This window comes from Kitasatospora sp. NPDC091335 (genome assembly GCF_044757205.1).
In the GTDB taxonomy this organism is placed as follows: Bacteria; Actinomycetota; Actinomycetes; order Streptomycetales; family Streptomycetaceae; genus Kitasatospora.
The window spans coordinates 122,557-145,068 of sequence record NZ_JBIVUM010000007.1; the positions used below are offsets into that span (position 1 = coordinate 122,557).

Here is a 22,512-nt window from a genome sequence, read left to right on the forward strand (position 1 = left end):
ACTGCGGTCAGTGATCACGTTCGCCGAGCGCGAGCCGCAGCAGGCTCTCGGCGTCCATCGCGTCGATCGACTCGATGGCGGTCGCGGGTCCCTCGTCCTCGGCGGCGGGCGCGGGTTCCTGCGAGGCGAGCCGCAGCAGCGGCTCCAGCAGGCCGGACTCGCGCAGCCGGGACACCGGAATGGTGAGCAGCAGGCGGCGCAGGTGCTCCGCCTCGTCCCCGTCGAGGGCGTCGTCGCCGAGCAGGTCGGCCGTGATCTGCTCGGCCAGCGCCCGTGGGGTGGGGTGGTCGAAGATCAGCGTGGCGGGCAGCGCCAGGCCGGTGGCCGCGGTGAGCCGGTCGCGCAGCTCGACGGCGGTGAGCGAGTCGAAGCCCAGATCACGGAAGGCCCGGTCGGCGGCGACCGCCCCGGCCGCGCTGTGGCCGAGGACCGCCGCCGCCTGCCGCTGCACGGTCTCCAGCAGCAGGGCGAGAGCCTCCTCGCCGGACAGTCCGGTCAGGCGCTCACGCAGGGCGGTGCCGTCCTGCGGGCCGCCGGTTCCGGCCCCGGCGAGGGCCTGCCGGACCTCGGGGACGTCCTCGATCAGCGGCTGCGGGTGGTACGCGGTGAAGCCGGGCAGGAAGGCCGCCCAGTCGACGTCCGCGACGGTCACGCACACGTCGCCGGCCCGGATCGCGGTGTCCATCGCGTCCAGGGCCAGCTCCGGGGCCATCGCCCGCAGGCCGCGGCGGCGCAGGAACTCCTCGGCGTCGGCGCCGCCGGCCATGCCCTCGCCCGCCCACGGGCCCCAGGCCACGGAGGTGGCCGCCAGCCCGCGGGCCCTGCGGTCGAGGGCGAGCGCGTCCAGCGCGGCGTTCGCCACCGCGTACGCGGACTGCCCGCCGCTGCCCCAGACGCCGGCGATGGAGGAGAAGAGGACGAAGAAGTCGAGCGGGGTGCCGGCCAGCAGCTCGTCCAGGCAGGCCGCGCCGGCGGCCTTGCCGTCCACGACCGCCGTGAACTCGGCGCGCCCGGTGCTGCCGAAGGGGGTCGGGTCGCCGACGCCGGCCGCGTGCACCACTCCGCGCAGCGGGAACTCCGCCGGGACGGCGGCGAGCACCTCGGCCAGGCCGGCGCGGTCGGCGGTGTCGCAGGAGGCGACGGTCACCCGGGCGCCCAGCGCCTCCAGTTCCGCGACCAGTTCGGCGGCGCCGGGCGCGGCCGGGCCGCGGCGGGAGACCAGCACCAGGTGCGGGACGCCCTGCCCGGCCAGCCGGCGGGCGGTCGCGGCGCCGAGCGCTCCGGTGCCGCCGGTGACCAGGACGGTGCCGGTGGTGGGGGCCGCCGGCGCGGCGGCGTCCGGCGGGACGGCCGCCGGGACGAGCCGGCGGGCGAAGGCCCCGGCGGCCCGGACGGCGACCTGGTCCTCGGTACCGGACAGCACCTCGGCCATCCGGTCGCCGAGCACCGGCCCGGCCGGTCCGCAGACGTCCACCAACCCGCCCCACAGGCCCGGCAGTTCGAGCCCGACCACGCGACCGAGGCCCCAGATCGCGGCGTGGCCGGGCCGGACGGCCTCGTCCTCCCGGACGGTCACCGCCCCGGAGGTGACCCACCAGACCGGCGCCCGCAGCTCCCGGGCGGTCAGCGCGTCGATCAGGTCCAGGGCCGCCGGGACGGGGTCGGTGTCCGGCTCGGTCGAGGGGAAGGCCAGCACCCCGGCCACCTCGCCGGGTTCGGTCGACGGGTCGGCGATCCGCGCGGTCGTGGTCCGCACCACGGCGGCGCCCGCGCGCGCCACAGCCGCCAGGCAGGCCTCGACGGCCCCGGACCCGGCCTCCCCGTCCGGGAGCACCGCCAGCCAGGTGCCGGTCAGCAGCGGCGGGACGGCCGCGCCGGGCATCGGCTTCCAGCCGATCCGGTAGCGCCAGGCGTCGGAGCGCTCCCCCGCCACCGCGTGCGGCGCCGGGGCGGGCGGCCGCGCCCAGTAGTGCTGCCGGTCGAAGGCATACCGGGGCAGCAGCAACCGGCGCCCGCCCCAGTCGGCGAAGACGGCCGCCCAGTCCACGACCGTGCCCGCGGCCCAGAGCGTCCCGAGGGCGGCGAGGGCGGTCTCGGCCTCGTCCCGGTCGCGGCGCAGCACCGGCGCGAAGGCGCCCCGGGCCGCGGCCTGCCGGGCCATCCCGGAGAGCACGCCGTCGGGGCCGAGTTCGGCGTAGCGGGTGACGTCCTGTGCCGTCAGCGCCTGGACGCCGTCGGCGAAGCGGACGGCCTCGCGGACCTGCCGCACCCAGTAGTCGGGGGCGGTGAGCAACCCGGGCCCCGCGATCGCTCCGGTCAGGGTGGAGACGATCGGCAGCTGGGGCTCGTGGAAGGTCAACTTCCCGAGCACAGTGGCGAATTCCGCGAGCATCGGCTCCATCAGGGCCGAGTGGAAGGCGTGCGAGACGGTCAGTCTCCGGACGCGTCGGCCCTCGGCCTTCCAGCGCTCGGCGAACTCGTCCACCGCCTCCGCCCGGCCCGAAACCACCACCGAGACAGGCCCGTTGACCGCCGCGACGTCCAGCCGCTCGCCGATCGCCTCGCGAACCTCGGCCTCGCCGGCCTCGACCGCCAGCATCGCGCCGCCCTCGGGCAGCGCCTGCATCAGCCGGCCCCGCGCCGCGACCAGCGCGCACGCGTCGGCCAGCGAGAACACCCCGGCGACGTGCGCGGCCGCGACCTCGCCGATCGAGTGCCCGAGCAGGAAGTCCGGTACCACGCCCCAGGATTCCAGCAACCGGTACGACGCGACCTCGACCGCGAACAGCCCGGCCTGCGCCCACACCGTACGGTCCAGATCCTCCGCGCCCCCGAACACCACGTCCTTCAGCGGCCCGCCCAGGTCGAACCCGGCGCAGACCTCGTCGAAGGCCCCCGCGAACACCGGGAACGCCTCGTACAGGCCCTTGCCCATCCCCACCCGCTGCGCACCCTGCCCGGTGAACAGGAACGCCGTCCGGCCCTCGTCGGCCGGCTCGCCCGCCACCAGTGCGTCCAGCCCGGCGGTGAGCGCCTCGCGGTCGGCGCCGAGCACCACCGCGCGGTGCTCCATGGCCGTACGGGCGAGCAGCCCGCGGCCGACGTCCACCGGGTCCGCGTCGGGGGCGGCGGCCAGGAAGGCCCGCAGCCGGCGCGCCTGGGCCCGCAGGCCGTCCGCGGTCCGGGCCGACAGCGGCCACGGCACGACGGCCGGGGCGCGGCCGGGACCGGGTTCGGGCAGCGGGTCGCCCTGCTCCAGGACCACGTGGGCGTTGGTGCCGCTCACGCCGAAGGAGGAGACGCCCGCCCGGCGCGGCCGGTCCAGCTCCGGCCACGGCCGCGCCTCGGTGAGCAGCTCCACCGCCCCCGCCGACCAGTCCACCAGCGGTGTCGGCTCGTCCACGTGCAGGGTGGCGGGCAGCATGCCGTTGCGCATCGCCAGCACCGTCTTGATCACCCCGGAGACACCGGCCGCGGCCTGGGTGTGCCCGAGGTTGGACTTGACCGAGCCGAGCAGCAGCGGACGGCCCTCGGGCCGGCCCTGCCCGTAGGTGGCCAGCAGCGCCTGGGCCTCGATCGGGTCGCCGAGGCTGGTGCCGGTACCGTGCGCCTCCACCGCGTCCACGTCCGCGGTGGAGAGCCCGGCATCGGCCAGCGCCTCCCGGATCACCCGCTGCTGGGACGGGCCGTTGGGCGCCGTCAGCCCGCTGGAGGCGCCGTCCTGGTTGACCGCGCTGCCCCGCACCACCGCCAGCACCTGGTGGCCGAGCCGCCGGGCGTCGGAGAGCCGCTCCAGCAGCAGCACGCCGGCCCCTTCGCCCCAGCCCATGCCGTCGGCGGCCGCGGCGAACGCCTTGCAGCGGCCGTCCGCGGCCACGCCCTGCCCGGCCAGCGGGCCGAACACGCTGGGCGCGGCCATCACGGTCACGCCGCCGGCCAGGGCCAGGTCGCACTCGCCGCCGCGCAGCGACCGCGCCGCCAGGTGCAGCGTCACCAGCGAGGAGGAGCAGGCCGTGTCGACGGTGACCGCCGGACCTTCCAGCCCGAGGGCGTAGGCGACCCGGCCGGAGACCACGCTGCCCGCGGTGGCGGTGCCCAGGAAGACCTCGCTGCCCTCGTCCCCGCCGGGGAGGTAGTCGTGGTACATCATCCCGGCGAACACCCCGGTCCGGCTGCCGCGCAGCGCGTCCGGGTCCAGCCCGGCGTACTCGAAGGCCTCCCAGCAGGACTCCAGGAACAGCCGCTGCTGGGGGTCCATCACCACGGCCTCGCGCGGCGAGATGCCGAAGAAGCCCGGGTCGAACCAGCCGGCCTCGTGCACGAAGCCGGCCTGCCGGTCGCCGCCCAGGGCCGCGAGGTTCCAGCCGCGGTCGGTGGGCAGGCCGGATCGGCCCTCGCCGCCGGTCGCGACCAGCCGCCACAGCTCCTCCGGGGTGGCGACCCCGCCGGGCAGCCGGCAGGCCATCCCGACGATCGCGATCGGCTCCCTGGCCCTCTCGTGCACCTCCCGCAGCTCCTGACGGGTCTCCTGGAGCGCGGCCGTGGCCTGGCGCAGGTACTTCAGCAGGTCTTCTTCGGTCGTCATGGCGTCTCCCCCGGGTCTCACTGCGACTGGTCGAGGATCTGGAACAGCTCCTCCGCGCTCGCCGTCTCCAGGCTCGCCGCGCCGTCGGTGCTGCCGAACTCGCCGAACCGGGAGGCCAGTTCGCGCAGCTTCCGGCCGACGGCGGCCCGCTCCGGCACCTCCGCGCCGAGGCTCCGCAGCACCTCCTCGAACCTGGCCAGCTCCTCCAGCGCGCTCGCGGCCGGGGCGGCGGGCGCCGGGGCCAGCGAGTCCCGGAGGAAGAGCGCCAGGTCCAGCGGCGTGGGGTGGTCGAAGATCAGCGTCGCCGGCAGCCGCAGCCCGGTGGCCAGGGCCAGCCGGTTGCGCAGCTCGACCCCGGTGAGCGAGTCCATGCCGACCTTCAGGAAGCCCCGCTCGGCGCCGACCGAACTCGCCGAGTCGTGGCCGAGCACCGTGGCGGCCTGGGTGCGCACCAGGTCGAGCAGGGTCTCCAGCCGCTCCTTGTCGGAGAGGCCGGCCAGCCGCTGGGGCAGGTGCGGGTCCCGGGCCGCGGCCCCGCTCGCCCCAGGGGCCCCGGCCGCCGGGATCAGGCCGCGCAGCAGCGGGGGCAGCAGGCCCTGGGTCCGCAGGACGGCGGTGTCCAGGTTGATCGGGACGACCACGGCCGGGCCGCCGGCCAGGCCGGCGTCGAACAGGGCCAGGCCCTCCTCGGTGGTCATCGGCGTCATCCCGAGCCGGCGCACCCGGTTGACGTCCAGTTCGGTCAGGTTCCCGGTCATCCCGGTGGGCTGCGCCCACGGGCCCCACGCGAAGGAGACCGTGTCGAGCCCCTCCGCCCTGCGGGCCTGGGCGAAGGCGTCCAGGAAGGCGTTGGCCGCGGCGTAGTTCGCCTGGCCGGCGCCGCCGAAGGTGCCGGCCGCCGAGGAGAACAGGTGGAAGCCGGTGAGGCCGGTGCCTCGGGTCAGTTCGGCCAGGTGCAGCGCGCCGCCGACCTTGGCGTGCAGGACCCGGTCGACCCGCTGCGGGTCGAGGGCGGCGAGCACGCCGTCGTCCAGTTCGCCGACCGCGTGCACGATGGTGCGCAGCGGGGCGCCCTGCGGGATGCCGGCCAGCAGGGCGGCCACCGCCGCGCGGTCGCCGACGTCGCAGGCCGCGATCTCGGCGCTCGCGCCCAGGCCGGCCAGTTCGGCGGTCAGTTCGGCGGCTCCCGGTGCCTGCGGTCCGCGCCGGCTGGTCAGCACCAGGTGCCGGACGCCGTGTTCGGTCACCAGGTGGCGGGCCAGCGCCTGGCCCAGGGTGCCGGTGCCGCCGGTGATCAGCACCGTGCCGTCGGGGTCGAAGGCCGGGGCGTCCCGCTCGGCGGGGACGGCCAGGCGGGCGAGGCGCGGGACGCGGACGGTGCCGGAGCGCAGCGCGGCCTGGGGCTCCTCGGTGCCCAGCGCGGCGAGCAGCGCGGCGGCGGTGCCGTCGTGCCCGTCCTCGTCGACCAGGACGAACCGGCCGGGGTGCTCGGACTGGGCGGACCTCAGCAGGCCCCAGGCCGCGGCGGCGGCGAGGTCGCCGGGGGTCTCGTCCGGTCCGGCCGCGACGGCGCCCCGGGTGACCAGCACGAGGCGGGAGGAGCCGAAGGCGTCCTCGGCGAGCCACTGCTGGGCCAGGGCCAGCGCGGTGTGGGTGGCGGTGCGGACCGCCTCGGCCGGGTCGCCGTCGGCGGTGCCGGGCGGCGTCATCAGGACGGTCGCCGACTCCTGGCCCTCGGGGAAGGCCGCCGCCAGCGCGGCGAGGTCCGGGTGGTGCTCGACCGCGGCCCCGGCGGCGGCGAGCCGGCCGGCCAGGCCGGTCGGGTCGTCGCCGGCCAGCAGCAGCGGGCCCGCCCAGGGCTCCCCGGGCGGTTCGGCCCCGGTCCACTCGACCCGGAACAGCGACTGCCCGGTCGCCGGGGCGGCGCCGAGGCCGTCCGGCACCGGCCGGGAGACCAGCGCCTCGATCGAGGCGACGGGCAGTCCGGTGCCGTCCGCGGTCTGCAGGGTGAAGCCGTCGGTCTCGGCGAAGGCGAGGCGCACCCGCAGCGAGGTGACGCCCCGCTGGTGGCAGCCGACGCCGCGCCAGGCGAACGGCAGCTCGGCCCTGGTCGGCGCGCCGTGCTCGGAGTCGCGCAGCGCCCGCAGCATCCCGATGCCGTGCAGGGCCGCGTCGAGCAGGGCCGGGTGCACGCCGTAGCGCTCGCCGTCCGTGCCCGCCTCCGGCAGGGTCACCTCGGCGAAGACCTCGCCGCCGTGGTGCCAGGCCGCGCGCATGCCCTGGAAGGCCGGCCCGTACGCGTAGCCGCGTGCGGCCAGGTCCTCGTAGAAGCCGCCGAGGTCGATCTCGACGGCGTCCCGCGGCGGCCACTGCGCGAGGTCGAAGCCGGGGGCGGGCGCCTCCGGTGCCAGGGTGGCGGTGGCGTGCCGGGTCCAGCCGTCCGTGCCGGCGGCGGCGCTGCCGTCCTCCGGTCGCGAGTAGACGCTCAGCATCCGGCGGCCCTCGGCGTCCGGGCTCTGGACGACCGCCTGGAGGCGCACCGCGCCGTCCTCGGGCAGCACCAGCGGGGCCGCCAGGGTGAGTTCCTCGACGAAGCCGCAGCCGACCTGCTCGCCGGCCTGGACCGCGATCTCGACGAAGGCGGTGCCGGGCAGCAGCACGGTGCCGAGCACCGCGTGGTCGGCCAGCCATGACTGGGACCTGAGGGAGAGCCGGCCGGTCAGCAGCACGGCGTCCAGCCCGGCCAGGTCGGCGGCGGCGCCGAGCAGCGGGTGCCCGGTGGCGCCCAGCCCCGCGGTGTCGGCCCCGCCGGCGCCGGGGGCGGAGGTGCCGAGCCAGTAGCGCTTGCTCTGGAAGGCGTAGGTGGGCAGGTCGACGGTGCGGGCGCCGAGGCCGTCGAGCAGCTTCGCCCAGTCGACGGCCAGGCCGCGCACATGGGCCTCCGCTGCGGAGGCCCACAGCCGGTCCAGGCCGCCCTGGTCGCGGCGCAGCGAGCCGACCACGGCGCCGCCGCCGGTGACCGCGTCGTCCAGGTCGTCCAGGGTCTCCTGGATGCCGACGGTGTGCATCGGGTGCGGGCTGGCCTCGACGAAGTGCCGGTAGCCCTCGGCGGCGACGGCGCGCACGGCCTGCTCGAAGCCGACCGTGTTGCGCAGGTTGAGGTACCAGTAGCCGGCGTCCAGTTCGGCGGAGTCCATCCAGCGGCCGAGGGCGGTGGAGTAGAACGAGACCGCCGAGGAGCGCGGGGTGATCCCGGCGAGCGCCCCGACCAGCCGGTCCTCGACCTCCTCGATCTGGGCCGAGTGGGAGGCGAAGTCGACGGCGATCCGGCGGGCCCTGACCCCGTCGGCCTCGCAGGCGGCGAAGAACTCCTCCAGCGCCGCGGTCTCGCCCGAGACCACGGTGGAGGTCGGCCCGTTGACGGCGGCGACGGAGATCCGCCCCGCCCAGGGGGCGATCCGCTCCTCGGTGCGGGCCGCGGTCAGCAGGACCGAGACCATGCCGCCCTTGCCGGACAGCCCGGTGAGCACCCGGCCGCGCACGGCCACCACCCGGGCGGCGTCCTCCAGCGACAGCGCGCCGATCACGCAGGCGGCCGCGATCTCGCCCTGCGAGTGGCCGATCACCGCGTCCGGTTCGACGCCCCAGGAGCGCCAGACCGCGGCGAGCGAGACCATCATCGCCCACAGGGCGGGCTGCACCACGTCCACCCGCTCCAGCGGGGCCGCTCCCTCGACGCCGCGCACCACGTCCACCAGGGACCAGTCGGTGTACGGGGCGAGCGCCTCGTCGCAGGCGGCGATGCGCTCGGCGAACACCTCGGAGGAGTCCATCAGGGCGGCGGCCATGCCGGCCCACTGGGCGCCCTGGCCGGCGAAGACGAACACGGTGCGGCCGTCCACGGCGGAGCCGGTCAGGGCGTCCTCCGGGGTCCGGCCGGCGGCCAGGGCGGCGAGGCCGTCGCGCAGGTCGGCCCGGTCGGCGGCGAGCAGGACGGCCCGCTCGTGGAACGGCGTGCGGGTGGTGGCCAGCGAGTAGGCGAGGTCGCCGAGGTCCGTCCCCGGTCCCTCGTCGAGGTGGGCCAGCAGCCGCCCGGCCTGCTCGCGCAGGGCCTGCGGGCCGCGCGCGGAGAGCACGAAGGGCAGCGGCCCGGCCGTACGGGCCTCGCGCGGCTCGTCCTCGGGCTCGGGGGCCTGCTCCAGGACGGCGTGGGCGTTCGTCCCGGTCCCGCCGAAGGAGGAGACGCCGGCCCGGCGCGGGCCCTCGGTGCTCGGCCAGGGCCGGGCCTCGGTCAGCAGCTCGACCCGGCCCGCGCTCCAGTCGACGTGCGGGGTCGGCTCCTCGGCGAACAGGGTCGGCGGCAGGACGCCGGCGCGCAGCGCCATCACGGTCTTGATCACCCCGGCGACGCCGGAGACGGACTGGGTGTGGCCGATGTTGGACTTCAGCGAGCCGAGCCAGACCGGCCGGTCCTCCGGGCGGTCCTGGCCGTACGTCGCGATCACGGCCTGCGCCTCGATCGGGTCGCCGAGCATGGTGCCGGTGCCGTGCGCCTCGACCAGGTCGATCTCGGTCGGGGCGGCGCCGGCGACCGCCAGGGCCTGGCGGATCACCCGCTGCTGGGACGGCCCGTTGGGCGCGGTCAGGCCGTTGGAGGCGCCGTCCTGGTTGGTCGCGGACCCGGTGTACAGGGCGAGCACCGGGTGCCCGTTGCGGCGGGCGTGCGAGAGCCGCTCCAGGACGACCACGCCGACGCCCTCGCCCCAGTTGGTGCCGTCGGCGGAGGCGGCGAACGCCTTGCACCGGCCGTCCGGGGCCAGGCCTCGCTGGCGGCTGAACTCGGTGAAGGAGACCGGGGTGGGCAGTACGGTCACGCCGCCGGCCAGGGCGAGGGTGCACTCGCCGTTGCGCAGCGCCTGCCAGGCGAGGTGCAGGGCGACCATCGAGGAGGAGCAGGCCGTGTCGACGGTGACCGCGGGGCCCTCCAGGCCGAGCGTGTACGCGAGCCGCCCGGACACCGCTGCGGTGCCCGTCCCGGCCAGGAAGAAGCCCTCCGTGGCGGAGATGCCGGCCTGGGCGTCCACGCCGTAGCCCTGGAAGGAGGTGCCGACGAAGACGCCCGCCTTGGCGCCGACGATCGTCTCCGGGTTGATCCTGGCCCGCTCCAGCGCCTCCCAGCCGGCCTCCAGCAGCAGGCGCTGCTGGGGGTCGAGGGTGATCGCCTCGCGCGGGCTGATGCCGAAGAACTCGGCGTCGAAGTCGCCGGCGCCGTCCAGGAAGCCGCCCTCGCGGACGTAGGAGGTGCCGGACCGGTCCGGGTCGGGGTGGTAGAGCGCGTCGAGGTCCCAGCCGCGGTCGGCGGGGAACGGGGTGATCGCGTCCTGCCCGGTCAGGACCAGCTGCCACAGGTCCTCGGGCGAGCGGACGCCGCCGGGGAAGCGGCAGCCCATGCCGACGATGGCGATCGGGTCGTCGTCCGCCGGGGGGCCGTCCTGCGCCGCCACGGGGGCGGCGGCGGCCGGGGTGCCGAGCAGCTGCGCGGCCAGGTGGTCGGCGACGGCGGCCGGCGTCGGGTGGTCGAACACCATGGTGGCCGACAGCCGCAGCCCGGTGGCGGTGCGCAGCCGGTTGCGGACCTCGACCGCCATGATCGAGTCCAGGCCGACCTCGCGGAACGCCCGGGTGGGCTCGACGTCCCCGGGCCCGGGGTAGCCGAGCACGGCGGCGGTGTGGGTGCGGACCAGGTCGAGGATGACCCGGCCGCGCTCGCCCTGCGGCAGGGCGGCCAGGCTCTGGGCGAACTCGCCCTCCGCCGCGGGGCCGTCGCCGTCGGGGCCCGCGTCGGCGAGCGCCTCGGCCGCCTCGGGGACCTCCTCGATCAGCGGCCGCTCGCGGGCGGCGGCGTAGGCCGGGGCGAAGGCCGCCCAGTCGATGTCGGCGACGGTCAGCAGGGTCTCGTCGTCGGCCAGTGCCTGGCCGAGCGCGGTGACGGCGAGCTGCGGGTCCATCGGGGCGAGGCCGCGCCGGCCGAGGACGGCCACGGCCTCGTCGGTGGCCATGCCGCCGCCGGACCAGCCGCCCCAGGCGACCGAGGTGGCGCGCTGTCCGAGCGAGCGCCGGTGCTGGGCGAGCGCGTCCAGCCGGGCGTTGGCGGCCGCGTAGGCGGCCTGTCCGGCGCCGCCCCAGACGGCCGCGCCGGAGGAGAACAGGACGAACGCCTCCAGCCCCTCCCCGGCGAGTTCGTGCAGGTGGACGGCGCCGGCGACCTTGGCGTCCAGGGTGGCGGCCAGTTCGGCGGCGTCGGTGTCCAGGACGGGGGTGCTCTGGGCGACGCCGGCCGCGTGGACGACCGCGGTCAGCTCGGGCAGCCCGTCCAGCAGGGCGGCGACGGCCGTCCGGTCGGCGACGTCCACGGCCTCGATCCTGACCTCGGCGCCGAGCCCGGTGAGCTCCTCGGCGAGCGCCGCCGCGCCGGGGGCGGCCGGTCCGCGCCGGCCGGCCAGCACCAGCCGTTCGACGCCGGCCCCGGCCAGCCAGCGGGCCACGTGGCCGCCGATCGCGCCGGTCCCGCCGGTGATCAGCACGGTGCCGTGCGGCTGCCAGGCGTCCGGGTGCGGGGCGTCCTCACGCGGGGCCCTGACCATCCGGCGGCCGAACAGTCCGGCGGCGCGCAGCGCCACCTGGTCCTCGGCGGTGCGGCCCTCGGCGACGGCGGCCAGCCGGGCCGCGGCGCGCTCGTCCAGCTCGGCGGGGAGGTCGAGCAGGCCGATCCGGCGGCCGGACAGTTCCAGCCCGGCGGTCAGGCCGAGGCCCCAGGCGCCGGCCTGCTCGGGGCGGGTCAGCGGGTCGGCGGCGCCGACCGAGACCGCGCCCCTGGTGACGAGCCAGAGCGGGGCGGCGACGCCGGCCGCCTCGACGGCCTGCACCAGGGCCAGGGTGCGGGCCAGGCCGCGGGAGAGCACCGGGTGGTCCGGGTGGGTCTCCTCGTCCAGGGCCAGCAGGGACAGCACGCCGCTCGGCCCGTCCGGCCCGGCCTCGGCGGCCAGTTCGGCGATCCGCCCGGTGAGGCCGGTGCCCGAGGGGTCGTCGGCGGCGGGCGGGACGGTCACCACGTGGGCGCCGTGCTCGCTCAGCGCCCGTGCGCAGAACGCGGCGGCCTCGTCGTCCGCCCCGTCCTGGGTGACCAGCAGCCAGGTGCCGGAGAGCGCGGCCCCCTCGGCGCGGGCGAGCCGGCGCCAGCGCAGCCGGTAGCGCCAGTTGTCGATGGTCGAGCCGTCCCGGCGGCGGGCCCGCCAGGAGGAGAGCACCGGCAGCGCGGGCGCGGCGGCGGCCAGCGCGGCGCGGCCGGCCGGGTCGTCCACGCCGAGCGCCTCGGCCAGCCCGGCCGGGTCGGCCTCGGAGACCGCCGCCCAGAACCGCTCCTCGGCCGGGTCGCGCAGGGCGTCCGCGGCCGCGCCGGCCGCCGACGGGAGGTCGAGCCAGTAGCGCTGCCGCTGGAAGGCGTAGGTGGGCAGCTCGACGGGGGTGGCCGGGAGTCCGCCGAGGACCGGGGACCAGTCCGGGCGGGCGCCGTGGACGTGCGCCTCGGCGAGCGAGCGCAGGAACTTCGCCGGGCCGCCCTCGTCGCGGCGCAGCGTGCCGACCACGGTCACGTCGCCGGTGCCGGGCAGTTCCTCGGCCGCCTCCTGGACGCCGGGGCCCAGCACCGGGTGCGGGCTGGACTCGACGAAGGTGCGGTAGCCGTCGTCCAGCAGGGAGCGGACGGCGTGGGCGAACCGGACCGGCTCGCGCATGTTGCGGTACCAGTAGGCGGTGCCCAGCCCGGCGGGGTCGAGCGCGCCGCCGGTCACCGTGGAGTAGAAGGCGGTGGTGGCGGGCCGCGGCTCGATGCCGGCCAGGGCCTCCAGCACCGCCTCGCGCAGCGGCTCGACCTGCGGTGAGTGGCCGGCGCCGTTGACCCGGACCTTGCGCACCCGGACGTCCTCGGCGGCCAGCGCCTCGACGAAGGCGTCCACCGGCTCCGGGGGGCCGGCCACGACGGTCGAGCGCGGGCCGTTGACGGCGGCGATGTGCAGCTCGCCGGGCCGGTCCGCGATCCGGGCGGCCACGTCGTCCTCGGGCAGCGCGACCGAGGCCATCGCGCCCTGTCCGGCGAGCGACAGCAGCAGCTTGCTGCGCAGCGCGACGATCCGCATCGCGTCGTCCAGCGTGAGCGCGCCCGCGACGTGGGCCGCCGCGATCTCGCCCTGGGAGTGCCCCACCACGGCGGCGGGGGTGATGCCGTGCGAGCGCCAGAGCGCCGCCAGCGACACCATCATGGTGAACAGCGTCGGCTGGACGACGTCCAGCCGCTCGATCGGCGGGGCGTCCTCGGCGCCGCGCAGCACGGCCTCCACCGACCAGTCGGCGTACCGCGCCAGTGCCTCGTCGCAGGCGCGGACGGAGTCGCGGAAGACCGCGGAGGAGTCCAGCAGTCCGGCGGCCATGCCGGCCCACTGGGTGCCCTGGCCGGGGAAGACGAACACGGTGCGGCCGCCGGCGGCGGCGGTCCCGCGCACCAGGCCCTCGGCCGTGCCGTCCTCGGCGAGCACCGTCAGCAGCTCGGCGAAGGACTCCCGGTCCTCGGCGAGCAGCACCGCGCGGTGGTCGAAGGACGAGCGCCCGGAGACCAGCGCGCCCGCGAGCTGATCGATCGTCAATTCCGGCCTGGTGTCCAGGTGTTCGCGCAGCCGGGCGGCCTGGGAGCGCAGCGCGGCACCGCCACGGGCGGACAGCAGCCACGGGGTGGGGGCTCCGGCCAGCGACGGCTCGGCCGGCCGGGCCTGGACCGCGGCCCGCTCCGGCGCCTCCTCCAGGATCACGTGGGCGTTGGTGCCGCTCATGCCGAACGAGGAGACGCCCGCCCGGCGGGGCCGGCCGTCGCGCTGCCACGGCCTCGCCTCGGTGAGCAGCCGCAGGGTGCCCGCCGACCAGTCCACGTGCGGGGTCGGCTCGTCGACGTGCAGGGTCGCGGGCAGCAGGTCGTACCGCATCGCCTGGACCATCTTGATCACCGCGGCGACGCCGCCCGCGGCCTGGGTGTGCCCGATGTTGGACTTCACCGAGCCGAGCCAGACCGGCCGTTCGGCGTCCCGGTCCCGGCCGTAGACCGCCTGGAGCGCCCGGGCCTCGATCGGGTCGCCCAGTTCGGTGCCGGTGCCGTGCGCCTCGATGGCGTCGACGTCCCCGGGGGTGAGCCCGGCGGCGCCCAGCGCCTGCCGGATCACCTTCTGCTGGGCCCGGCCGTTGGGCGCGGTCAGTCCGTTGCTGGCGCCGTCGTGGTTGACGGCGGTGCCGCGGACCAGGGCCAGCACCCGGTGGCCGTTGCGGCGGGCGTCGGAGAGCCGCTCGACCAGCAGCATGCCGGCGCCCTCGCCCCAGCCGGTGCCGTCGGCGGCGGCGGCGAAGGCCTTGCAGCGGCCGTCGGTGGAGACCGCGCCACCCTGGGTGCCCTCGACGAACATGGTCGGCACGACCATCAGGGTCACGCCGCCGACCAGGGCCAGCGAGCAGTCGCCGCGCCCGAGCGCCTCGCCCGCCATGTGCAGCGCCACCAGCGAGGAGGAGCAGGCGGTGTCGACGGACAGCGCCGGGCCCTCCAGGCCGAGGGTGTACGCGACCCGGCCGGAGGTGACGGAGGCGGCGGTGCCGAGCATCAGGTGCGGGCCGATGCCCTCGGGCACCTCGGTGACGCCGACGCTGTAGCCGGTGGTCGCGTTGCCGACGAAGACGCCGGTCGGGCTGCCGTGCAGCGCGGTCGGGTCGATCCCGGCGCTCTCGATCGCCTCCCAGGCCGTCTCCAGCAGCAGCCGCTGCTGCGGGTCCATGGCCAGCGCCTCGCGCGGGCTGATGCCGAAGAAGCCGGGGTCGAAGTCGGCCATGCCCTCGACGAAGCCGCCGTCGAGGCCGTCGGCGAAGCCCTCGGGGAGGGCGCTCAGGTCCCAGCCGCGGTCGGCGGGCACCGGGATCATCGCGTCCACGCCCTGGCTGACGATCCGCCACAGGGCCTCGGGGGTGTCGGCGCCGCCGGGCAGCCGGCAGCTCATGCCGATGATCGCCAGCGGGTCCCCGGCCGTGCCGGGGCCGGCCGCCGGGGCCGGGGTGGGCGGGGCGGCCTCGGGCTCGGCCTCGCCGAGCAGTTCGCGGCCCAGTTCCTCGGCGACCAGCACCGGGGTCGGGTTGTCGAAGACCAGGGTGGCGGACAGCCGCAGTCCGGTGACGGCGGAGAGCCGGTTGCGCAGCTCGACCGCGGTCAGCGAATCGACGCCCAGCTCCTTGAACGCCCGGTTCGGGTCGACCAGTTCGGGCCCGGCGAAGCCGAGCACGGCGGCCGCCTGGGCGCGCACCTGGTCCAGCAGCAGCCGCGCCCGGTCGTCGGGGCCGAGGCCGGCCAGCCGGCGGCCGAGGGTCGAGCCGGCGGCGGCCGGGTCGGCGCCGGAGACGCGCCGGGTGCCGCCGCGGACCAGGTCGCGCAGGATCGGCGGCAGCGCGCCCGCGGCCGCGGCCAGCACGCCCTGGTTCACTTCGGTGGGGACCAGCGCCGGGTGGGGCAGGGCGAGCGCCGCGTCCAGCGCGGCGAGGCCGCGCTCCGGGCTGAGCGGCGGGAAGGCGGAGCCGCCGATCCGCTCGCGCTCGGCCTCGGTGAGCCGGCTGGTCATGCCGGCGGTGTCCTGCCAGGCGCCCCAGGCCAGCGACAGGGCGGGCAGCCCGGCGGCGCGGCGGCGGTGGGCGAGGGCGTCCAGGTAGGCGTTGGCGGCGGCGTAGCCGGCCTGTCCGGCGCTGCCGACGGTGCCGGCGGCGGAGGAGAAGAGCACGAAGGCGGCCAGGTCGGCGTGCCGGGTCAGCTCGTCCAGGTGCGCGGCGGTGTCCGCCTTGGCGCGCAGCACGGCGGCGGCGCGCTGCGGGGTCAGTCCGGTGACGACGGCGTCGTCCACCACGCCGGCCAGGTGGAACACCGCGGTCAGCGGGCGGGTGAGGCCGGCCAGCACCTCCGCGAGCGCGGCCCGGTCGGCGGCGTCGCAGGCGATCACCTCGGCCCGGGCGCCGTACCCGGCCAGCGTCCCGGTGAGGGCGGCGGCGCCCTCGGCGGCCGGGCCGCCGCGGCTGAGCAGGGTGAGGTGGCGGACGCCGTGGGCGGTCACCAGGTGCTCGGCGAGCATCCGGCCGAGGCCGCCGGTGCCGCCGGTGACCAGCACCGTGCCGTCCGGGTCGAGGGGGCGCGACACGGTGAGGACGACCTTGCCGATCTGGCGGGCCTGGCTGAGCCGGCGGAACGCCTCGGGGGCGGTGCGCAGGTCCCAGGCGCGCAGCGGCGGCAGCCGCAGTTCGCCGCTCCTGAACAGTTCCAGCAGGGCGGCGAGGATCTCGCCGATCCGCTCGGGCCCGGCCTCGATCAGGTCGAAGGCCTGGTAGCGGACGCCGGGGTGGCGGGCGGCGACCTCGTCGGCGTCGCGGATGTCGGTCTTGCCCATCTCCAGGAAGCGGCCGCCGCGCGGCAGCAGGTCGAGCGAGGCGTCGACGAACTCCCCGGCCAGCGCGTCCAGCACCACGTCCATGCCGCGGCCGTCGGTGGCCTCGGCGAAGGCGCGGGCGAAGCCGGTGTCCCGGGAGTTGGCGATCCGGTCGGCGGCGACGCCCAGGGCGCGCACCGCCTTCCACTTGGCGGGGCTGGCGGTGCCGAAGACCTCGGCGCCCAGGTGCCGGGCGACCTGCACGGCGGCGGTGCCGACGCCGCCCGCGGCGGCGTGGATCAGCACCGACTCGCCGGCCCGCAGCCCGGCCAGGTCGACCAGGCCGTAGTAGGCGGTGGCGTAGGCGATCGGGACGGCCGCCGCCTCGGCGAACGTCCAGTCCTCGGGCATCGGCGCGAGCAGCCGGTGGTCGGTGACGGCGACGGGGCCGAAGGAGGCCGGGCAGATCCCGAACACCCGGTCGCCGGGTTCGAGTCCGGCGACCTCGGGGCCGACCTCCAGCACCACGCCGGCCGCCTCGCCGCCGAGCACGACCTCGCCCGGGTACATGCCGAGGGCGCCGAGGACGTCGCGGAAGTTCAGGCCCGCCGCGCGGACGCCGAGGCGCACGGCGCCGGCGGGCAGCGGGGCGGCCGGGTCGACCGGCAGCAGTTCGAGCGCCTCCAGGGTGCCGGGGGCACGGGTGTCCAGCCGCCAGGCCGCGGCGCCGGCCGGGGCCGGCAGTGCGGCGGGCCCGGCGGCGCGGACCAGCCGGGCGGCGATCAGTTCGCCGTCCCGCAGGGCCAGTTGGGGTTCACCGAACGCGACGGAGACGGCGACGGCCTCGGCCAGCAGCTCGCCCAGCATTTCGGCCGGCACCGGTGCGTCGGCGGGGACGTCCAGCAGGACGAAGCGGTCGGGGTGCTCGGTCTGCGCGGTGCGCACCAGGCCCCAGGCGGCCGCGCCGGCCGGGTCGGCGACCGGGTCGCCGGGGGCGGCGGCGACCGCGTCGCGGGAGAGCACCACCAGGCGGGCGTAGCCGAACCGGTCGTCGGCCAGCCAGTCCTGGAGCACGGTCAGCACCCGGGTGACGGCCTCCTGCGCGGAGCCGCCCCCACAGGGCAGCGCCACGATGCCGGGCACCCGGCCGTCCTCGTCGACGGCCGTGGCCAGGGCGTCCCCGGCCTCCAGCACCACGAGGCCGGCCGGCAGGGCGACCTCGCCGTCACCGGTCGGGCGCCGCCAGTCCACCCGGTACAGCCCGGGCACGTCGGCGGACGGCCCGGTGGGCGTGGCCGGGCGCAGCACCAGGCGCTCGACGGTGACGACCGGCCGGCCGTCGGCGTCCCAGGCGGCCAGGGAGAGCGCGTCCTCGCCCAGCGGGGTGATCCTGGCCCGGACGGCGGGCGCGCCCGAGGCGCGCAGCGCCACCCCGGTCCAGGAGAACGGCAGCCCCGCGGTGAGCGCGGTGGCGCCGGCTCCCCCGGCGGCCGGCCGACGGGCCGCGAGCGCGTGCAGGACGGCGTCCAGCAGCGCCGGGTGCAGGCCGTAGCGGCGGGCGTCCTCGGGATCGCCGGCCGCGGCCTCAACCAGGATCGCGTCACCGTGCCGCCAGGCGCCGGTCAGGCCGCGGAAGGCCGGGCCGTACGCCAGGCCGGCCGTGTCCAGCAGTTCGTAGAGCGCGTCCGGGTCGGCCGCGACGGCGTCGGCGGGCAGCCACGGCTCGGGGGCGGACTCGGCCGCCGCGCCCTCGTCGGTGGGGGCGAGCACGCCGGTGGCGTGCCGGGTCCAGGGCCGGTCCTGCCAGCCGTCGTCGGCCCGCTCCTCGGGGCGGGCGTGCACCGTGACGGTGCGGCGTCCGCCGTGGTCGGCGGCGCCGACCGCCACCTGGACCTGCACCGCGCCGCGCTCGGGGAGCGCCAGCGGGGCCTCCAGGACGAGCTCGTCGAGGTCGCCGCAGCCGACCTGGTCGCCCGCGTGGACGGCGAGTTCGACGAAGGCGGTGCCGGGTACGAGGACCCGGCCGTGCACCCGGTGGTCGGCCAGCCACGGATGGGAGTCGGCGGACAGCCGGGCGGTGAACAGCAGTTCGTCCCCGCCGGCCAGCGAGATCCCGGCGCCGATCAGCGGGTGGCCGGTGGCGCTCAGCCCGGCCGCCGCCACGTCGCCGCGCCAGGAGGCGGTGTTCGGCCAGTACGGCGCGGTCTCGAAGGCGTAGGTCGGCAGGTCCAGCAGCCGGCCGCCGCCGAACAGGGCGGCCCAGTCGAGCGCGACGCCGTGCGCGTACAGGCCAGCCAGCGCGGTGGTGGCGCTCTGCGGCTCGGGCCGGTCGCGGCGCAGCAGCGGGGCCAGGAAGACGCCGTCCCCGCGGTGCGCGAGGCTCTCCCGCGCCATGGCGCTGAGCACGCCGTCGGGCCCGAGTTCGAGGTAGCGGGTGACGCCCTGCGCGTCGAGGTGCAGGACGCCGTCGGCGAACCTGACGGCCTCGCGGACCTGCCGGGCCCAGTACTCGGGGTCGGCGAGCTGCTCGGCGGTGGCGGTCCCGCCGGTGAGGTCGGAGACCACCGGGACGGCCGGCGGCCGGAAGGCGAGCCCCGCGACGACCTCGCGGAACTCCGCCAGCATGCCGTCCATGTGCGGCGAGTGGAAGGCGTGTGAGACGCGCAACTCCCGGGTGCGCAGGCCGCGTTCGCGCCAGGTGTCGGCGAGTGCCAGCACCGCCTCGCGGTCCCCGGAGACGACCACCGAGGCCGGTCCGTTGACGGCGGCGACGGCGACCAGCGCCTCCAGGCCGGCCAGGTCCTCGCGGACCCGCGCCTCGTCCGCCTCGACGGCGAGCATCGCGCCGCCCGCGGGCATCGCCTGCATCAGCCGGCCGCGCGCGGCGACCAGGACGCAGGCGTCGTCCAGCGAGAGCACCCCGGCGGCGTGCGCGGCGGCCACCTCGCCGACCGAGTGGCCGAGCAGGTAGTCGGGGGCCGCGCCGAGGGAGGTCACCAGCCGGAACAGCGCCACCTCGACGGCGAACAGCGCGGCCTGGGTGTACGCGGTCTCGTCGAGCAGTGCGGCGGTCGCGGTGCCGGGCTCGGCGTCGAGCACGGCGCGCAGCGGCGGGTCGAAGTGCGGGTCGAGCCGCTCGCACACCTCGGCCAGGGCCTCGGCGAACACGGGCTGGGCGGCGGCCAGTCCGGCGCCCATCCGGGCGCGCTGGGCGCCCTGGCCGGTGAACAGGAAGGCCAGCTTGCCGCTCTTGCGGGCGGCGCCGCGCACCACCCGGCCGCTCTCGGTGCCGTCCTCCAGGGCGGCGAGGCCGGCCAGCAGGTCGGCGCGGTCGGCGGCGACCACCACCGCGCGGTGGCTCAGCCCGGCGCGGGTGACGGCCAGCGAGTGGCCGAGGTCGGCCGGGTGCAGCGCCGGGTCGGCGGCCAGCAGGGCGCGCAGCCGCGCGGCCTGGCCGCGCAGCGCGGAGTCGGTCCTGGCGCCGAGGACGAACGGGAGTTCACCGGTGGCCGGGCTGGACTCGGGCTCCGCCTCGGGCTCGCCGGCCTCCTCCAGGATGATGTGGGCGTTGGTGCCGCTGATGCCGAAGGAGGAGACGCCGGCGCGGCGGGGCTCGGCGCCCCGCGGCCAGGGCCGGGCCTCGGTGAGCAGTTCCACCGCGCCCGCCGACCAGTCGACGTGCGGGGTCGGCTCGTCCACGTGCAGGGTGGCCGGCAGCACGCCGTGGCGCAGCGCCATCACGGCCTTGATCACACTGGCCACGCCGGCCGCGGCCTGGGTGTGCCCGATGTTGGACTTGACCGAGCCGAGCCACAGCGGCCGGCCTTCGGGGCGGCCCTGGCCGTAGGTGGCCAGCAGCGCCTGGGCCTCGATCGGGTCGCCCAGTTCGGTGCCGGTGCCGTGCGCCTCGACCAGGTCCACGTCCCCGGTGGACAGCTTGGCACTGGCCAGCGCCTGGAGGATGACGCGCTGCTGGGACGGGCCGTTGGGGGCGGTCAGCCCGTTGGAGGCGCCGTCCTGGTTGGCCGCCGAGCCGCGCACCACGGCGAGCACCGGGTGCCCGAGCCGGCGGGCCTCGGAGAGCCGCTCGACCAGGAGCACGCCGACGCCCTCGGACCAGCCGGTGCCGTCGGCCGCGGCGGCGAAGGACTTGCAGCGGCCGTCCCCGGCCAGTCCGCGCTGCTTGCTGAACTCGGTGAACACGCCGGGGGTGGCCATCACGGTGACGCCGGCGACCAGCGCCAGCGAGCACTCGCCCTGGCGGACCGAGCGGGCGGCCAGGTGGAGCGCGACCAGCGAGGAGGAGCAGGCGGTGTCCACCGTGATCGCGGGGCCCTCCAGGCCCATCGCGTAGGAGACCCGGCCCGAGATGACGGCGCTGGCGCCGCCGGTGAGCAGGTAGCCCTCGCCGCCCTCGTTCGGCGCCCCGACGACCAGCGCGCTGTACTTCTGGTCGCCGGCGCCGACGAACACGCCGGTGTCGCCGCCGCGCAGCGAGGTGGGGTCGAGGCGGGCCCGTTCGACGGCCTCCCAGCACGCCTGGAGCAGCAACCGCTGCTGCGGGTCCATCGCCAGCGCCTCGCGCGGCGAGATGTCGAAGAACCCGGGGTCGAACCCGGTGGCGTCGGCGACGAATCCGCCCTCGCGCACATAGCTGGTCGCGGCCCGGTCGGGGTCGTCGTCGAAGAGGTGGTCCAGGGCCCAGCCGCGGTCCTCGGGGAACGGGCCGATGGCGTCGGCGCCGTCGGCCACCAGTTGCCAGAGGTCCTCCGGGGAACGGACACCGCCGGGGAACCGGCAGCTCATCCCGATGATCGCCAGCGGCTCGGAGTCCGCCGCCTCGAAATCGGCCAGGCGTTGCCTGGTCCGGTGCAGATCGGCGGTGACCCGCTTCAGATAATCGCGAAGCGTATCCTTATCAACCATCTGGTGAAACCCTCTTCCACGGATGGCACGACGAATAGACGGAAATGACCGGCCGGCCCGTTCACGGGAATTCTCTGGACTTTCGCCGCCACTTGCACCAGCCGTCCGAATCGCCGGTCCGCCCGACGCAGGCTAACCGTGGCCGCGCACCGCCAACTACCCCTAGCCTTCGGGATTCCCCCTTAACCAGTGCGGCCCGCGGCAGGATAGGGGTTGACCCCTCATGGGCCTCCGCCGAGTCTGGGGAAAAATATCCTCGGGATGATTGGCCGGGTCATGGTGGAGCGGCAAAGGGCCAGGGTTCTCTTCGACCTCAACGATCCGCTGCTCCATCGGAACAGATATGCCTACTACCGGCGGCTGCGCGAGACCGAGCCCATTCACCATTCGCCGTACGGATTCTGGACGCTCAGCCGCTACGACGACGTGGACGCGTTCCTGCGGGCCCCACAGGCGTCCTCCGGCGTGAGCGAGGACCCGGCGTTCACGGAACAGCGCGGCGGCCCCGACAGCCCGGCGATGCGCAGCCTGCGCCGCTGGATGCTGGTCAAGCACGGCGACGAGCACCGCAAGCTGCGCCGGATCATCGCCAGGGCGGTGACCCCGCGCGCGGTGCAGCGCCTCGAACCGGAGATCCTGCGCATCGTCGACCGGCTGATCGACGACATGGGCGAGGGCGAGGTCGACCTGATCGAGCAGCTCGCCGCGCCCGTCCCGGTCGCGGTGATCTGCGGCCTGCTGGGCATCCCGGTCGAGGACGCCGACAAGTGCCTCAGGTGGACGAACGCGATCGCCAACATCATCGACCCGCTGATCACCCCGCGGATGCGGGACGCGATGAACCAGGCCGAGCCCGAGTTCAGCGCCTACATCAGGCACCAGATGGAGCTGCGCCGGGCCGAGCCCAGGGACGACGTGCTGACCATGCTGATGGCCAGGGACGAGGACGGCGAGGGGCTGGACGACGAGGACGTGATCGCCCAGGTGCTGCTGCTGTTCAACGCCGGGCACGAGACCACGATCAACGTCATCGGCAACAGCATGCACGCGCTGCTCACCAACCCCGACCAGCTGGAACTGCTGCGCGCCGAACCGGAGATGATGGGCGACTGCTTCGAGGAGCTGGCCCGCTACAACTCCACGGTGCAGATCATCATGCGGCAGCTGACCGACGACCTGACGGTCGCCGGGCAGGTGATCCCGGCCGGCGCCGCCGTGATGGCGCTCCTCGGCGCCGCCCACCGCGACCCGGCGAAGTTCCCCGACCCCGACCGGCTGGACCTGCGCCGCGAGGGCGTGAAGTCGCTCGCCTTCGGCTCCGGGCCGCACTACTGCATCGCCGCGATGCTCGGCAAGACCGAGGTCTGCATGACCATCACCGAACTGCTGCGCCGCTACCGGAGGATCGAGCTGGCGACCTCCGAGCTGGAGTGGCACACCCGGTTCAACTTCGTGCTCGGCCTCAGGCGCCTGCCGCTGAAGGTGTCCCACCGCTGACGGTGCGCCGCGGCG

3 protein-coding genes are annotated in these 22,512 nt (G+C 76.8%); 1 reads left to right on the forward strand and 2 read right to left on the reverse strand.

Annotation, left to right across the window (positions count from 1 at the left end; genetic code table 11):
• Positions 1–7 precede the first annotated feature (7 nt).
• Positions 8–4,606: a type I polyketide synthase gene (locus ACIQOW_RS17340; protein WP_401085392.1), complete on the reverse strand. Its 4,599-nt coding sequence runs from the start codon at positions 4,604–4,606 to the stop codon at positions 8–10.
• The gene (locus ACIQOW_RS17345; protein WP_401085395.1) at positions 4,603–21,000 is read right to left on the reverse strand and encodes a type I polyketide synthase; all 16,398 of its coding nucleotides are present in this window, start codon (positions 20,998–21,000) and stop codon (positions 4,603–4,605) included. The genes ACIQOW_RS17340 and ACIQOW_RS17345 overlap by 4 nt, the downstream gene beginning before the upstream one ends.
• Positions 21,001–21,276: 276 nt before the next feature.
• On the opposite strand from ACIQOW_RS17345, the gene ACIQOW_RS17350 reads away from it, so the two are divergent.
• Positions 21,277–22,497 carry a cytochrome P450 gene (locus tag ACIQOW_RS17350; protein WP_401085398.1) on the forward strand — a complete coding sequence of 407 codons (1,221 nt, stop codon included), beginning with the start codon at positions 21,277–21,279 and terminating at the stop codon, positions 22,495–22,497.
• The last annotated feature ends 15 nt before the right edge of the window (positions 22,498–22,512 follow it).